We start from the raw sequence: 15,528 nt of genomic DNA, 5'->3' as shown, positions 1-15,528 counted from the left end.
ATTATTATAGTGACACGGTTGTCACTTTGCAAGAAAGCGCTATACATTATTTTATAACACGTGTTATACTCGCTTTGAGGTGCTGAATTATGGGCAAAAAAAGAGTAACCAGCTTTGATGTAGCCAAACGGGCAGGCGTGTCGCGCAGCGTTGTTTCTGCGGTGCTCAACGATACGCCCGGCATCGGGGTTGGGGCAGATACGCGTGAGGCTGTGCTGGAAGCGATCCGTGAGCTGAATTATCATGTGGACGCGGGTGCGCGCAGCATGAAGACGGGAAGAAGCATGACACTGGCCGCTTATGGAGATACGCGCCATCCACTGTTCACCCGGCTGCTGGAAGGGATGCAGCGGGAGTGTGAGCTGAGCGGGTATCACATTCTGCTCTGTTCCCCGCGCCCCAAGGGGAATGCAGGCGGCAGAGCCGAGCTGCTGGAATTGTATCACCAGCGGAAGATCGACGGGATAGTCACCCTGGACCACACCAGCTACCGGGACGAAGAATGGGCCTCCCGTGTCAGCGGCGCCGGAGTCCCTTATGTCTCCGTGGAAGGGTATGCGGAAGTGCCGGGAGTATACTCGGTACTGGCTGATTATTCCGGCAGTGTGAAGACTGCACTGGAATACTTGATGCGGGAAGGCACGGCACAGCAGCCGGGGCCGGTCTACGCCGAGGTATATCATCAGCTTGACGCGGATAACTGGGCGGAGCGGAACCGCCGGGAAGCCTACATGGGCTGGTGCACAGCGCATGGGATGGAGCCGGTAATCCTTCGCTTGGAGGAGCATGGCGGCGCGTGGGCAGAATGCCTGCAGGGACTGGCGGGAGATTCCGGCCAGTTGAATGCGCCGCTCCTGGTCAACTGGTCAAGCGCGATCCCGGAGCTGTACCGGACGGCCCATAAGCTGGGCCTGCGGATCGGCGAAGACCTGCGCATCATGGCCGCCGATAATACCATCCAGGGCCACCGGCTCAGCCTACCATCCTTAAGCTGCGTTGAGATCCCCTATGTGAGTATGGGGGAAGAGGCCGTACGCTGCCTGCTTCAGCAGATGGGCGGCGGCAAGGAAGCCGGGCAGGCGGAGAAGATCTGGCTCCCGGCCGTGCTGAGAGCGGGGGAAAGCGCGTAGCTGCTGGTGGAAGTGGAGCTAAAGTGTTAAGTGCTGGTGGTAGTGTAGCTGGCGCGGCTGGTAGCGTGGAGTGGGCTGGATGGACTGGATGCTGGAATGGGATGGATAAATCCCTCCGGCCCGGCTGGAAATGGGCCGGATGCTGTAAGGAGAGAGATAAATCCCTTTGAGTTGGCCGAAAGTGAGCTGGATGAGCTAGTGGAAATAGTCTATGTGAGTGAATGAGGAGCACTAATGCACCTGAATTAGCCGAAAGTGGGCTAGGCGCGGGAATGGGGTGCACTAATGCACCTGAATTAGCCGAAAGTGGGCTAGGCGCGGGAATGAAGTGCACTAATGCACCTGAATTAGCCGAAAGTGGGCTAGGCGCGGGAATGAAGTGCACTAATGCACCTGAATAAGCCGAAAGTGGGCTAGGCGCAGGAATGAGGAGCACTAATGCACCTGAATTAGCCGAAAGTGGGCTAGGCGCGGGAATGAGGTGCACTAATGCACCTGAATTAGCCGAAAGTGGGCTGGGCGCGGGAATGAGGTGCACAAGTGCACCTGAATTAACCGAAAGTGGGCTAGGCGCGGGAATGAGGTGCACTAATGCACCTGAATTAGCCGAAAGTGGGCTAGGCGCAGGAATGAGGAGCACAAGTGCACCTGAATTAGCTGAAAGTGGGCTAGGCGAGCGAATGAGGAGCACTAATGCACCTGATCTCAGCCAGCCCCCACTTTTTGCTCGTTTAATAACACGTGTTATAACGAAGGAGGAGAATGAAGAATGAATATGTTCTGGACAGAGGATAAGCTTGGCGCGCGGTTGAGAGAGTTGGAAGGGTACCGGTACCGTGAGGGGATTACACTTGAGGAATGGCAGGTTACTGAGGATCTGGAAGGAGCTAACGGTGCCTATCCTACTGCACTTGACGGGGGCAGGAAGCTGCGGACCGGGGAGCATTGGACCGGCTACGATGCCTATCTGTGGCTGCACCGCAAGGTGAGCGTGCCTGCGGACTGGCAGGGTAAGCGTGTTGTCGGGCTGTTCGATTTCGGGCGCACCGGCGGGGGGAATAACAGCGGATTCGAATCGCTGCTCTATCTGGACGGGAAGCCGTATCAGGGGGTGGACTCCAACCACCAGGAGGTGTTCCTGGAGGACGGCACCGCCGGGCGGGAGCTGGATTTCACCTTCCGCTTATGGTCGGGCCTGAACGGCGATGGGCAGCTGATTCCGCAGGAGCACCGAATCAAGCGGGCAGAGCTTGCCTATCTGGATGAGTCCGCCGACAACCTATACTATACCGGGCGGGCGGCGCTCGGGACCATCAAGCAGCTTCAGGACAGCCAGACTGAGAAGCATGAGCTGCTGGCCGCCTTGAACAAGGCTTTCAACAGACTGGACTGGTCCAGACCCGGAAGCGCGGCGTTCTATGCTTCAGTTCAGGAAGCCGAAGCGCTGCTGCGTGAGGCGCTCGCCCGGATGGAGCGGCAACATCCGGTGACGGTAACCGCCATAGGCCATACGCACATCGATGTGGCCTGGTTATGGCGGCTGACCCACACCCGCGAAAAAGCCGCCCGCTCCTTCTCCACTGTACTGCGGCTGATGAAGGAGTTCCCGGAGTACATTTTTTTGCAGACTCAGCCTCAGCTCTATGCATACATCAAGCAGGATTACCCTGAGATCTATCAGGAGATTAAGCAGCGGGTGGAAGAGGGCCGATGGGAAGCCGGAGGGGCGATGTGGCTGGAAGCGGACTGTAATCTGACAAGCGGCGAGTCGCTGGTGCGGCAGATTTTGTACGGAACGAAGTTTTTCCGTGAAGAGTTCGGCGTGGACTGCAAATACTTATGGCTGCCGGATGTGTTCGGCTATAGCTGGGCGCTGCCGCAGATTCTGCGCAAGTCGGGCATTGACACCTTCATGACGACCAAGATCAGCTGGAGCCAGTACAACCGGATGCCGCATGATACGTTCCAGTGGAGAGGAATTGACGGCAGCGAGGTGCTGACCCACTTCATCACGACGCCGGAGGGCCCGGAATCGGGTGCCTGGTATTACACCTATAATGGCCTGATCGAGCCGTTCTCCGTGCAGGGAATCTGGGAGCAGTACCGGGACAAAAACCTCAACCGCGAGCTGCTGCTATCCTACGGATACGGAGACGGGGGCGGCGGTGTCAACCGCGAGATGCTGGAGATGCGGCGGCGTCTGGATACGATGCCGGGTCTTCCGCAGGTGAAGACGGGCCGGGCAGCGGAGTACTTCGAGCGGCTCCATGAGACGATAGATGCTACAGAGGAGTATGTGCATACCTGGGACGGGGAGCTATACCTGGAGTACCACCGGGGAACCTATACCAGCCAGGCCTATAACAAAAAAATGAACCGCAAGCTGGAGCTGCTCTACCGCGAAGCAGAATGGCTGCAGATGCTCTGGGCGGCGGAAAGCGGCGGATTCGGCCAGTATCCTGCGGACTCGCTTCTGGAAGGCTGGCAGACCATTCTGCGCAACCAGTTCCATGATATTATTCCCGGCTCCTCCATTCACGAGGTATATCAGGATTCACGGGTGGAATATGCGGAAGCGGAGCAGCTTGGCCTGGCAGCGCGGACGGCTGCTGTGGAGGGGCTTGTCGGCCTGCCGTCTGCGGGTTCACTTGCAGCACATGCCGGTCTCCCTGCGGAGTCTGCCGGGGGTTCGCCTGCGCCGCAAGCCGGGCTCTCTCCGGCGGGAGTCCCGCTGCGCACAGAATATACACTGTTTAACAGCGCCTTCTTCACTGCGCCCCGGCTGGCAACCGTGTCTCACGATGCAGAGAACGCCATCTGGACGGATGCCGAGGGCAACCGGCTAAATGCACAGCGCTCCGGCGGGCAGTGGCTGGTGGAGACAGCGGCGGTCCCGGCGATGGGCAGTGCAGTGATTGTTGCCGCTGAGCCTGGCGGTTCCGAAGCCGCTCAGCCAGAACCCTCTGTTCCCTTCCGCTGGCAGGATTCCACACTAACCACTCCTTATTATATTCTGGAGTGGAATGCGGACGGACAGCTGAGCCGGGTCTTCGATCGCAGGGCCGCTCGGGAGGTGCTGGCCCCGGGCGAATGCGGCAATGTGCTGCAGGTGTTCGAGGATAAGCCGAAGATGTTCGATGCGTGGGATATTGATTTATTTTATCAGGAGAAAATGCAGGTCATCACCGATCTGCGCTCCGTCAAGCTGCTCGAATGCGGCCCGCTCCAGGCGGTGCTGGAATTCGTCTGGAGCTATATGGATTCCACCATCATCCAGAAGGTCAAGGTCTATGCCGGAAGCGCGCGGATTGATTTCGAGACCTACGTAGACTGGCATGAACAGCACCAGCTGCTAAAGACGGCATTCCCGGTTGCCGTGCGGGCTACTGAAGCAACTTATGATATCCAGTTCGGTAACGTGAAGCGGCCGACCCACTGGAATACAAGCTGGGATTATGCACGGTTCGAGAGCGTAGGTCATCAGTGGGCGGATCTATCGGAGCGGGGCTATGGGGTCAGCCTGCTGAATGACTGTAAATACGGCTACGACATTAAGGATCATACGATGCGGCTGTCGCTGATCAAATCGGCGACCAGCCCCGACCGGCTGGCGGATCAGGGAGAGCATAACTTTACGTATTCGCTGCTTCCGCATGAAGGGGATTGGGTGGCTGCGGGCACGGTACAGGAAGCGTGGGTACTTAATCAACCTCTTCTGGCGGTTGCAGGCGGATATGCAGCGGGAAGCGGCAAATCCTTGATCACTTGCGATGCCCCGAACATTGCCATCGATGCCGTGAAGCTGGCCGAAGACGGCAGCGGATGTATCGTCCGGCTGCATGAGCTCACCGGAACACGCTGCACGGCGGATGTCAGCAGCGATTATGCCGTCTCCTCTTGGCAGCTGCGCGATCTGATGGAGCGGCCGTTGGAGACTGAGACGGTGAACGGACCTGCGATCCGGCTTGATTTCAAGCCTTATGAGATCCACACAGTTCATTTGACTTTTGCCTGACGCGAGGGTTGAACAGGAGCACCTAACTCAATAGAGGAGGCTGGGATATGCCGCTGACAAGACGGACCGGACGGTTGCTGAATGAGCTGCTGCTACGCCGGTATAAGGACAGCCTGGAGATTGAAGAGTGGTCGCTGCGCAGAGCGGAGTATGTAGACGAAGGGGATTACCGTTATTACGGACCGGAAGGGGAGACGGCTTCCCCCGGGCGTCTTACGAGCAAGGTGCGGGAGACCCTGTTCCTTACGGCAACCGCACAGGTGCCTGCTGCATGGCAGGCAGGAACTACCGGCCTTGTGTTCAAGGCCGGGGGCGAGGGGCTGCTGTCAGTGAACGGCACTCCGTATCATGGTCTGGACAAGAACCGGAGCTTCGTCCCGCTCTCCGCTGAGCTGGCGGCGAGCGGTGAGCTGAAGCTGGTGATCGAGCTGTATCATGTGCCGCCGATTCCCACAGACCCGCTCAACGGGCAGAAGGACAATGATGCCCCGCCGGTCCGGTTCGAGGAGGCCAGACTGGTGAGCGTGAATATGGCGGCGGAGAACTTATATTTTACGGTAACCGTAGGTTACGAGACATTGCAGCGGCTGCCGGAACATTCCGCAGAACGGCTATATCTTGAACGCGCACTGGAAGCGCTGATTCAGGAAGCCGGGGACCCGGCAGCGCTGAGTGAAGAGCAGATGGGGCAAGCGGAGGCAAAGCTTAGAAGCGCACTCGAAGCTGCCGGAAAAAGCCGGGACCCGGGAGTAGCGGGTACGATGCACATGGTCGGCCAGTCCCACATCGATCTGGCCTGGCTATGGCCGCTGAAGGAGACGGTGCGCAAGACCGGCCGGACGTTCTCGACAGTCATCACGCTGATGGAGCATTATGAGCATTACCGGTATTCCCAGAGCCAGCCGCAGCTATATGCATACGCCAAAAAGCACTATCCCGACTTGTATGAGCGCATCAAACAGCGTATCGCAGAGGGACGCTGGGAGCTGGTAGGCGGGATGTGGGTCGAGCCGGATCTGAATATCCCCTCCGGAGAGTCATTGGTCCGGCAGCTTCTCTACGGGCGCGCCTTCTATGAGCAGGAATTCGGCCAGGTTCCGCGGGTGGAATGGCTGCCGGACACCTTCGGCTATTGTGCCTCCCTGCCCCAGCTGCTGAAGCAATCCGGTGTCGATTACTTCATGACTACGAAGATGAACTGGAATGACACGAATGCTTTTCCCTATGACTTGTTTCAGTGGGAGGGCATCGACGGAACGCGGATTCTGTCCTTCCTCAATCACGGTCTGAATGAGAACACGCTTCCGGCGGATGTGGGAGAGCATTGGGACAGCTTCCGCCAGCAAAAAGCACATCCCGAACAAATGCTGCTCTACGGCTACGGGGACGGAGGCGGCGGGGTTACGCGCGAAATGCTTGAAGTGATTGAACGCTCCGCTTCCTTGCCGGGGCTGCCGGAGAGCCGGTTCAGCACGGCCCATGCGTTTTTTGACGGAATCCGTGATGCTGCCCCTGAGCTGCCTGTCTGGTCCGGGGATATGTATCTGGAGCTGCACAGAGGAACCTATACCACACACGCCAAAAACAAACGCTGGAACCGCAAGGCCGAGACGCTCTACCGCGAAGCGGAAATCTGGAATGCTCTAGCCTATTTGTCCGGCGCGGCAGCGCTTGAGCGTTGTGTGGAAGTGCAGCAGGGGCTGCTACGCCAAGGCTGGGAGCTGCTGCTGCTGAACCAGTTCCACGACATCATTCCCGGCACCTCCATCCCGGAGGTGTATGTGAAGTCGGAGGCGCATTATGAGGATGTTTTTGGCTATGGGGAACAGGCCCGCAGTCAAGCCACCAGCACACTGGCAGCTGCTATAGACACGCGGGGAGAAGGCACACCGCTGATACTGTTCAACAGCCTGTCCTGGAAGCGGAAGGATACGGTTATGGTGCAAGGCGGTGCGGTGCTGCTGGATCAGCAGCCCTATGATGCGGAGGGAAATGTCCTTCCCTATGACCTGCTGGAAACTGGCGGGCGAGTGAAGCTGTTCATTGCGGCGGGAGAAGTTCCAGCGATGGGGTACAAGGTAATCTGGCTGCGCCATAGGGTGAATGGAAGAGCAGGAGGGGCTGTGGCAGTAGCTGCTGCGGACCCGGCAAGTCTTGGCGGAGAATCAGCAGAGATACCTGCCCTGCTTGACCGCTGGGAGACGGAGGATTATCACATTACCTTCGATAGGTTGGGCCGGATCAGCTCCTGGTTGGACAAAAGCAAAGGCCGGGAGCTTGTTGCTCCAGACGCCGCAGCCAACGACTTGCAGCTGTTCCATGACCGGCCGACGGTCTGGGATGCGTGGGATATGGATCCCCATTTTGCGGAGCAGCCCGCTGCGGAAGCCAGATTGCTGTCCAGCGAAGTGGTCCTGCAGGGGAACACCCGCGATATTCTATGCTTCACCTGGGAGCTGAACCAGTCACGGGTGGAACAGCATATCGTCTTCCACCGCCATTCCCGGCGTGTCGACTTCGAGACCCGGGTGGACTGGCGGGAGGAGCATAAGCTGCTGAAGGCTGCTTTTCCGGTGGATATCCGGGCTGCGAAGGCGGTGTATGAGATTCCGTTCGGCAGCATTGAGCGGGCGACCCATAACAATACAAGCTGGGAGCAGGCCCAGTTCGAGGTATGCGGGCACCGCTGGGCGGATCTGTCGGAGGGCGGCTTCGGGGTCAGCCTGCTGAACGACTGCAAGTACGGGTATGATATCAAAGGAAATACGATGCGTCTGTCCCTGCTTCGTTCGCCCCGTTGGCCGGACCCTACCGCCGATATCGGGGTGCACGAATTCACGTATTCCCTCTATCCGCATGAAGGAGACTGGAGAGAAGGGCATGTTGTGCAGCAAGGGTTCGGGCTGAACCAGCCGCTGCTTGCCTGTCCGACCGGGCAGCATGAGGGCAGCCTGCCGCCGTCCGGCTCGCTGCTGGATGTGCATAGCCGGCATACGATCGTGGATGCCGTCAAGATCGCGGAGGACGGCAGCGGTGCTGTACTCCGCCTGTATGAATCCGGCGGCGGCCGGGACCGGGTGGAGCTTACCCATCCGCCGGACCCGGCCGGCGTGACGGAACTTAACCTGATGGAGAAGCCGGTTACGGAGTCCAGGCTGTCGGCCAGCGGAGGGAACGTCTCCCGCGTCCTGACCCCATACGAGGTGGTTACGTTGAAAGTGACCGCACCATAATGAAAGAGCAGTGTTCGCCTGTATGGGCGGCACTGCTTTTTTTGATGAGGAGAGCAGGCGCTCAGATTGCTGGTGCTAACACCTACAAGTTCTCTACCTGGCCTAACGAGCCAAGGAATTGCAGAAGTGCACCTTATTTCAGCAAAGTCGGCTAGATGAGCGAATGAGGTGCAGAAGTGCACTTGAATTCCTCAAAAGTTGGCAAGATGAGCGAATGAGGTGCAGAAGTGCACTTGAATTCCTCAAAAGTCGGCTAGATGAGCGAATGAGGTGCAGAAGTGCACTTGAATTCCTCAAAGTTGGCTAAGTGAGCGAATGAGGTGCAGAAGTGCACTTGAATTCTTCAAAAGTCGGCTAGGTGAGCGAATGAGGTGCAGAAGTGCACTTGAATTCTTCAAAAGTCGGCTAGGTGAGCGAATGAGGAGCAGAAGAGCACTTGAATTCTTCAAAAGTCGGCTAGGTGAGCGAATGAGGTGCAGAAGTGCACTTGAATTCCTCAAAAGTCGGCTAGATGAGCGAATGAGGTGCAGAAGAGCACTTGAATTCCTCAAAACTTGGCTAGGTGAGCGAATGAGGTGCAGAAGTGCACTTGAATTCCTCAAAAGTTGGCAAGATGAGCCAATGAGGTGCAGAAGTGCACTTGAATTCTCTGGACGCGGCTCGCGACGACTGTACATGTGCACCCCATCCCCCGCTAATTGCATAGATATCTCCACCCGGATCGTAGATGCATGGGATACGCGCGGTTCGCGGTACTTGCTACAATAAGGCTGTAAGGAGAAGTAACGATACAGACGAACTATATCAATCATCACCGAGCCTACTTAAGGGGAGTGTATGCAATTGACCAAAAAACGTTCATTCATGAGAGCGCTGACAACGGTATTTGCCCTGACGGGCATGATGGCAGGGGTGCTGGCCGGCTGCGGCGGCAACAACACGGAGGGAAGCAGCGGAACGCCTGCTCCGGCCGGATCCTCGCAGGAGCCTGCGGCAACGGCCGCTGCGGTCCAGAAGGTGAATTTCTCCATCGTCTCCGCCCGGCCGGGAGATGAGGCGTTCTACAAAGAACAGATGGACATCTTCATGAAAACAAATCCAGACGTCAAAGTCACCGTTATCGCCAATCCGACAGAGCAGTATAATAATGCGCTTCAGCTGTCTTTTGCCGCCAATGAGGGCCCGGACCTCTTCTTCATCGAAGGCGGCCAGCCGCAGGCCCGCACCGTCTACGACAACAAATGGGCAGAGCCGCTCGACAGCTATATGGACGATGCCTTCCAGGCCCGCTTCCCCGAAGGCGCCTTCAGCCGCACCAGCCAGACCCGGGTGAACGGGGAGATCATCGGCGTTCCGGTCCGCGACCCGCGCTTCGATAAGGTAAGACCGCTCTACTACAACAAGGCTATTCTGGAGAAATACGGCTACAGTGAGCCTCCGAAGACACACAGTGAATTCGTCGAAGCCGCAACGAAGATTACGAAGGAGGGCCAGGGTAAGGTCTACGGCTTTGCCATGATGGGCAAGGCTCCGGCGGTGTTCGGGCTGAGCGTATCCGGTCTGGGATCGGGACTTGACGGCGGTGTAATCGGATATGAGGGCAACACGATCATTAACCTGAAGACCGGCCTGTTCTCGTCGAAGTCGGCAACGCCGGTGGTCGAGATTCTGCGCCAGCTGAATGCGCAGAAGATTGTGGCCCCGGGCTGGGAGAACTGGGATACCGCGCAGATGCACCAGCAGTTCGCCGCCGGACGCGTAGCTATGTTCATCGGCGCAGCCTGGCAGGCGGAAGAGATCCGCAAGCTGAATGCAGGCATGGATATGGGTATTGCCTCAGCGCCGGTGCCCGATGCAGGCCGCAAGGGTTACCGGGATACGCCGACTATAGCCGAGCCGCGGTATGCCATGAGCTCGCAGTCGAAGGTCAAGGATGCCGCGTGGAAGGTGCTGGACTTCCTGGGCTCGGAAGCGTTCGAGCGGGCGAATTATGAATATGCCAAAGAGCTGGTGCTGATGCCGGCAGCCATGGAAGGCATTGAGATGTCCGCCGATATGCAGCAGATTGTGAAGGTCATGGACGAGACGATCCGCATGGCCCCGGCGGTGAATACGAACAACCAGAACTATGACCAGTTCTCGAAAAACATCAGTGACTCGATGCCGAAGCCGAAGATTCAGGAGGTTTTCCTGAAGGCAGTTATGAGCAATGAAGATCCGGTGCAACTTGCGGAGGAATACGATGCCAAGGCCAATAAGGTGATCGATGAGCAGATCAAAATCGCCAATGACGGCGGAATCACCTTCACCAGAGAGGACCTGAAGTACCCGGATTGGGACCCGATGCAGAACTACATCATTGAATAAGCGCTGAACAAGCGTTGAGCATGGCTTAGGCCCCGGAAACATACAGAATCCATACAGAAACAGACAGGAGTGAATGCATCATGGGCTACGGCACGCAGCAGACGATCCCTGCTCCCGCCGGCAAGGCTCCGCTCTCCCGGAGAGCGGAGCTGTTCCACCGAATCAAAAAGCACCGTTACCATTACCTGTTCGTATTGCCGATGCTGGTGTTCTTTTCCGCTTTTACCCTATGGCCGATGATTGCAAGCTGGTATTATTCGTTCTTCAACTGGGATGGCATCGGCTGGCCGAACGATTTCATCGGACTGGGCAACTTCCGGGAGGTGGCTGCCGACCCGGGCTTCTGGAATGCGTTCATGAACACCTTCCTCTTCGCCCTGACCCATGTCCTGATCCAGATGCCGCTGGCGCTGGTGGTGGCGGTCATTCTCAACAACCAGTTCCTGGCGGGGAGAAATGTTTACAGACTGCTGCTGTTTGTACCCGTGATTTCTACAACAGCGGTAATCGGAGTCATCTTCTCCATTCTGCTGAACCCGCTGGGCGGTGCGGTGAACGAGATGCTGCTGAATACCGGGATCATCAGTGAGCCGATTAACTTTCTGGGTTCGACCGCATTGGCCTTGCCCACCCTGCTGGCAGTTTCCGTCTGGAAAAGCTTCGGGACCCCCATGATCTACTGGCTCGCAGGATTACAGACGATCCCGGGTGAGCTGTACGAGGCGGCTAGAATTGACGGGGCGGGTAGAGTACAGAGCTTTTTCAGGATCACGATTCCTATGCTGGCCCCGATTGGCCTGGTCATTACGCTGCTGACGTTCATCAATAACCTGGATCCGTTCGATCTGGTTCGTACGATGACTGAGGGCGGCCCGGTCAAAGCGACCGATGTGGTGCAGACTTATATTTTCCGGTATGCGTTTGAGCCGGAGAGCGGTTCGTCCCGGTATGGCTTCGCCTCGGCCGCAGGCATTCTGTTCAGTCTGGCTGTGCTCGTAGTCGTCATCATCCAGGCGCTGACCGGCAAATATGCCCGCAGATCCGGCGCGAAAGGAGCGGAATAACCATGTACAGGCTTAACCGGATGCTCCGACAACTGCCTGTCCAGCTTCTGCTGCTGGGCTTCACTTTAATCTGGAGTTATCCGTTCATCTGGATCATCTCGTCTTCCTTCAAATCGCAGAGCGAAATGTTCCTGGGCGGCATTAACGTCATCCCCAAAGAGCCGACCTTCGATAACTTTGTGCGGGCCTGGGAGCTGGCGAACTTTTATCAGTACTTTTTCAACTCGGTGATTGTAACGGCATCGGTGGTCATGCTAGTCCTGGTGATTACCTCAATGGCGGGGTATGCGCTGGGGAGGGGCAACATGCCTGGCAAAAAACTGATTATGACCATGCTGATCATCTCGATGTTCCTGCCCAAGGGCTTCACGATTCTCCCGCTGTTCGAGCTGATTGTCGGCCTCGGCTTCAATAATACGCTGATGGGGGTCATTCTGGCCGAGTCCGGCCCGTCCAAAATCGTCTCGATTCTGCTGTTCGTCGGCTACTTCGCCTCCCTGCCCAAAGAGATGGAGGAATCTGCCACGATTGACGGCGCCGGGTACTTCCGGATGTTCTTCAGCATCATGCTGCCGCTGGCGAGGCCGATTCTTGGCACAGTGACGATCTTCAGCTTCATCGGCGCGTGGAATGCATTCTTCGTCCCGCTGACCTTCACGCTAAGCAAGCCTTCGCTGCGCACGCTGGGAGTCGGCATGTATAACTTCTTCGGGACCAACAGCGTGGACTGGACCGGACTGGCGGCGGGAGCAGTGATGTCGGTGGTGCCGATTATCATCGTGTTCCTGTTCCTGCAGCGCTATTTCATTGAAGGTCTGGCCGGTTCGATCAAAGGCTAAGCAACAGGAGGTGTGTGCATGATTCAGTCAAAAGCCGTCTCAGCAGATGTACTTGTCGTTGGAGGAGGGACGGCCGGTTGTGTAGCGGCCCTTGCGGCCGCCGAAGAAGGCGTCAGCGTGATCCTGATAGAAAATGATACCGCCTTGGGCGGAGTCGCGACCCGGGGCGGCATCCACCGTTATTACTACGGGTCTCCAGGGGGGCTCCAGGAGGAGATTGACCGCCGCACGGCCGAAGTAGCTGCCGTGTTCGGCGGGAGGACCAAGGGCTTCCATCCCGATGCAAAGCGGGTGGCGCTCGCCGCTCTCTGCCGGGAGAAGGGAATCCGGGTCTGGCTGGATTCGGTGGTCTATGAGGTAATCATGGAAGCTGACGGAGTAGCAGGCGTACGGCTGCTGAGTCCGTCCGGACCGCTGGAAGTCCGCGCCGGGGTCACCATCGACAGCACCGGCAACGCTCATCTGGTGCGCATGGCGGGGGGCCGGCTGCGCTACGGCCGGGAGCTGGACGGCATCTATCATAACTACTCGTTCATTCCGCGCAGGGTGCTGGACGGTGAGATCGGGTACGACAATCTGGATGCCGGGTGGGTGGACCCGTATGATCCCTGGGATGTCTCCCGGGCATTCACCCGCGGCCGGGAGTGGGTCAGGGAGGGCTACCGGCAGGGGGCGCGTTACTTCGCCGTCTCCTCCATGCTTGGCGTGAGGGAAGGCGGGCTTATAGAAGGGGATGCCACCATCACGCTGCAGGATTACATCGAAGACCGGCCTTCAGCTGAGGTCATCTCGCGCAGCTATTCCCACCTGGATAATCACGGCTTCGATACCGGCAATGAGAGTGAGTTCAGCCAGCTGTGGATTGCGGTAATGGGCCTGTTCGTCCGGGGGCTGTGGTGCGATATTCCCTACGGGGCGCTGCTGCCCAAAGGGCTGGAACGGCTGCTGGTAGCAGGTCGCGCCCTGTCGGTGGACAGGGATGCAGGCATGGGTGTGCGGATGCAGAAGGACATGCATAAGGTTGGTGAAGCAGCCGGGGTAGCGGCTGCACTGAGCTTACAAGGCGGCTGCGCGCCCCGTCAGGTGGACCGTTCGCTCCTGCAGCAGCGGCTGGCTGAGCGGGGAGTGCTGGAGCAGGAGGATCTGCAGCGGACCGCCGGGCGGAACCTCCGCTTCCGGCAGGGCAGTCTGGCCGGCCGGGAGCTGGATGGGAATAATGCCGCCAGATACTGTGAACAGCTAGCCGGGTACTTTGGCACGGAAGAGGGCTGGAAGGCGGTCTGGCTGCTGGGCCATTCCGCAGGCGCAGGCAGTGAACCGAAGGTGGTCCGGTTATTGGCAGGAATGCTGGAGGAGGAGTCTGCCGTGGCTGGTTTCAATGCTGCCATAACACTGGCGCTGCTCGGCAGGGAGGAGGCCATCCCTTATCTGCTCCGCCTTATTGCTGCAAGGGATGGGGGCAAGTTCAGCAACCACCCGAAATGCGTGCCCTTCTGGGTCGCATCCTTCGTTCTACTGCGGATGCTGAATAGCCCCGCCGGGCTGGAGGAAGCGGTCCGTGCACTTGCAGAGCAGCCGGGGGCGGTGCACAGCACGTTCCTGCTGGATTATTTGTCTGCTGTCCTGCCGCTGCTGGACAAGGAGCAGCAGGCAGCGGCGGCTGCGGCTGTGAAGAGCTGGCTGGCCTCCGGCGTTCCCGGGGAGGATTACCGGATGCACGGGGAACGGCCGGAGCCGCTCCGCTGGAGCCTGGAGCTGCGGGCCGCTGCCATTCTGTCGCAGGCCGGAGTGGATGACAAGCTTAGCAGGGATCTTGCGGCCGCATCCGCCGCAGATTCCAGAGGGTATGTCCGCAATGCGGCTGCCCGCCTGCTTTCCGGAGTTGCAGCAGGTACAACTGGTGCATCGGATGTAGCGCATCAGGGAGCGGCAGCCCCGCTGCTCGGCACGTTCGATCTAGCGGTTATCGGAGCTGGAACGGCTGAGGTCGTCTGTGCAGCTGCACTCGGCCTGACGGGTAAGCGCGTAGTGCTGCTCGCGTCCGGCAGTGCCCTGCTGACAGAGGTCACCAGGTCTAGGATCACTGCGTTCCATGGGGCGGATGAACAGGAGGATGCGGCGGCCGTCCGCAAGCTGCTGGACCTGCTTCGCAAGGAGGGGGCGTGGAACGGCGGGCAGCTGGAGCCGGTACTGACCCAGCTGGCGGCAGACCGGCTGCTGGAAGAAGCCGGAGTGCGCGTTCTGTACGAAGCCCGGAGCCTGGGATCATGGCAGGAAGGAGGGCAGACTGTGATAGAGATCGCCACCAAGAACGGGTGCAGCTTCATTCATGCGGGCGGGCTCCTCCAGGCGGGGGAACCCGTGCGGACGGATAATCCGCTCCCGGATCTTCTCCCGGCAGCTCCAGGCGTGTTGACCGCTGTCCTGACGGGGCCGGAGCTGTCCGGCCAGGTGGCGGACGGGTGCTGGTTCCCCTGGCAGAAGGGAGCCGACCGGATGCTGCTGCGTCTCCGCCAAGGCTTCTACCCGGATGAGATTTACCTGGATATCCGCTGGCCGGAGGAAGCCGCCGGTACAGCAGGTTCCGGAGAGCTGCTGATGGTTCCGGCGGTAGAGGAGCTGCGCAGACAGGGCCGGATTCCCGATGCCGCTGCGCTGGCCTATATTGCTGATGACATATGGCCTGAAGACTTACCCCGGGAGTCTGCTGGCAATGATGAAGCTGCGCAAGCTGCCGGAATGAGTAAGGAGGACACCTTCATTGCCCGCAGGATCACAGCCGGTTTGGCTGCTGCCGCCCGGTGCCGGATCATAGTTAGCCCTTGTTCTGAATGATGTCACTACAGCTTACCTATTCCAAAAATCGAAGGAGCGATGATT

At 58.5% G+C, this 15,528-nt stretch carries 7 protein-coding genes; all 7 read left to right on the top strand.

Going from position 1 to position 15,528, the window contains the following annotated elements; genetic code table 11:
* Nucleotides 1–89: 89 nt before the first annotated feature.
* A complete protein-coding gene (locus tag MHH28_RS12255) occupies nt 90–1,130 on the top strand; it encodes a LacI family DNA-binding transcriptional regulator (RefSeq protein ID WP_405115224.1) in 1,041 nt (346 codons plus the stop codon).
* A 775-nt stretch (nt 1,131–1,905) separates the two neighbouring features.
* Nucleotides 1,906–5,145: an alpha-mannosidase gene (locus MHH28_RS12250; protein WP_405117030.1), complete on the top strand. Its 3,240-nt coding sequence runs from the start codon at nt 1,906–1,908 to the stop codon at nt 5,143–5,145.
* A gap of 47 nt (nt 5,146–5,192) precedes the next feature.
* Entirely contained in the window at nt 5,193–8,378 is a 3,186-nt protein-coding gene (locus MHH28_RS12245; protein WP_405115222.1) for an alpha-mannosidase, read from the top strand.
* 864 nt (nt 8,379–9,242) lie between these two features.
* A complete protein-coding gene (locus MHH28_RS12240; protein WP_405115220.1) occupies nt 9,243–10,745 on the top strand; it encodes an ABC transporter substrate-binding protein in 1,503 nt (500 codons plus the stop codon).
* 80 nt (nt 10,746–10,825) lie between these two features.
* Complete coding sequence (locus tag MHH28_RS12235) at nt 10,826–11,809, top strand: carbohydrate ABC transporter permease (protein ID WP_405115218.1); 984 nt, start codon at nt 10,826–10,828, stop codon at nt 11,807–11,809.
* 2 nt (nt 11,810–11,811) lie between these two features.
* Nucleotides 11,812–12,648, top strand: a complete 837-nt coding sequence (locus MHH28_RS12230; RefSeq protein ID WP_405115216.1) for a carbohydrate ABC transporter permease — start codon at nt 11,812–11,814, stop codon at nt 12,646–12,648.
* Between the two features lie 18 nt (nt 12,649–12,666).
* The gene (locus tag MHH28_RS12225; RefSeq protein ID WP_405115214.1) at nt 12,667–15,483 is read left to right on the top strand and encodes an FAD-dependent oxidoreductase; all 2,817 of its coding nucleotides are present in this window, start codon (nt 12,667–12,669) and stop codon (nt 15,481–15,483) included.
* Nucleotides 15,484–15,528 lie beyond the last annotated feature (45 nt).

Source organism: Paenibacillus sp. FSL K6-1217 (assembly GCF_045040735.1).
Lineage (GTDB): Bacteria > Bacillota > Bacilli > Paenibacillales > Paenibacillaceae > Paenibacillus_AQ.
Note: the sequence above shows the minus strand (reverse complement) of the source record. Positions and strands in the feature narration are given on the sequence as shown.

Excerpts from the sequence above, each read along its gene's own strand:
- MHH28_RS12255 (WP_405115224.1), top strand. The coding sequence starts at position 90 with ATGGGCAAAAAAAGAGTAACCAGCTTTGATGTAGCCAAACGGGCAGGC.
- MHH28_RS12250 (WP_405117030.1), top strand. The coding sequence starts at position 1,906 with ATGTTCTGGACAGAGGATAAGCTTGGCGCGCGGTTGAGAGAGTTGGAA.
- MHH28_RS12245 (WP_405115222.1), top strand. The coding sequence starts at position 5,193 with ATGCCGCTGACAAGACGGACCGGACGGTTGCTGAATGAGCTGCTGCTA.
- MHH28_RS12240 (WP_405115220.1), top strand. The coding sequence starts at position 9,243 with ATGAGAGCGCTGACAACGGTATTTGCCCTGACGGGCATGATGGCAGGG.
- MHH28_RS12235 (WP_405115218.1), top strand. The coding sequence starts at position 10,826 with ATGGGCTACGGCACGCAGCAGACGATCCCTGCTCCCGCCGGCAAGGCT.
- MHH28_RS12230 (WP_405115216.1), top strand. The coding sequence starts at position 11,812 with ATGTACAGGCTTAACCGGATGCTCCGACAACTGCCTGTCCAGCTTCTG.
- MHH28_RS12225 (WP_405115214.1), top strand. The coding sequence starts at position 12,667 with ATGATTCAGTCAAAAGCCGTCTCAGCAGATGTACTTGTCGTTGGAGGA.